Raw genomic sequence first — 410 nt, forward strand, 5'->3', positions numbered from 1 at the left:
GTTCACCCTCTCAGGTCGGCTACGCATCGTCGCCTTGGTAAGCCGTTACCTTACCAACTAGCTAATGCGCCGCGGGCCCATCCTAAGGCGATAAATCTTTAATCTATGCTTCATGCGAAGCTAAGATATTATGCGGTATTAGCAGACCTTTCGGCCTGTTATTCCCCTCCTTAGGGCAGGTTGCCCACGTGTTACTCACCCGTCCGCCGCTGGATCCTTCGGTGCAAGCACCGAATTCACCCGCTCGACTTGCATGTGTTAAGCACGCCGCCAGCGTTCGTCCTGAGCCAGGATCAAACTCTCAAATTAAAATCCTTAAATCTCAGATGAAGTTTTTTAATAAAAAACTACAAAAATTATTGTACGCTCGCTTATTGTATTATATTTGACACATTAACACGTATCAGGAA

The 410-nt window shown here is 46.6% G+C and carries 1 rRNA gene; it reads right to left on the reverse strand.

What is annotated here, in order from left to right:
• Nucleotides 1-309, reverse strand: a 16S ribosomal RNA gene (locus RR877_RS10675); the annotation flags it as partial.
• Between the last annotated feature and the right edge of the window lie 101 nt (nt 310-410).

The sequence above is a fragment of the Aurantimicrobium sp. genome, from assembly GCF_036667855.1.
Taxonomy (GTDB): domain Bacteria; phylum Actinomycetota; class Actinomycetes; order Actinomycetales; family Microbacteriaceae; genus Aurantimicrobium.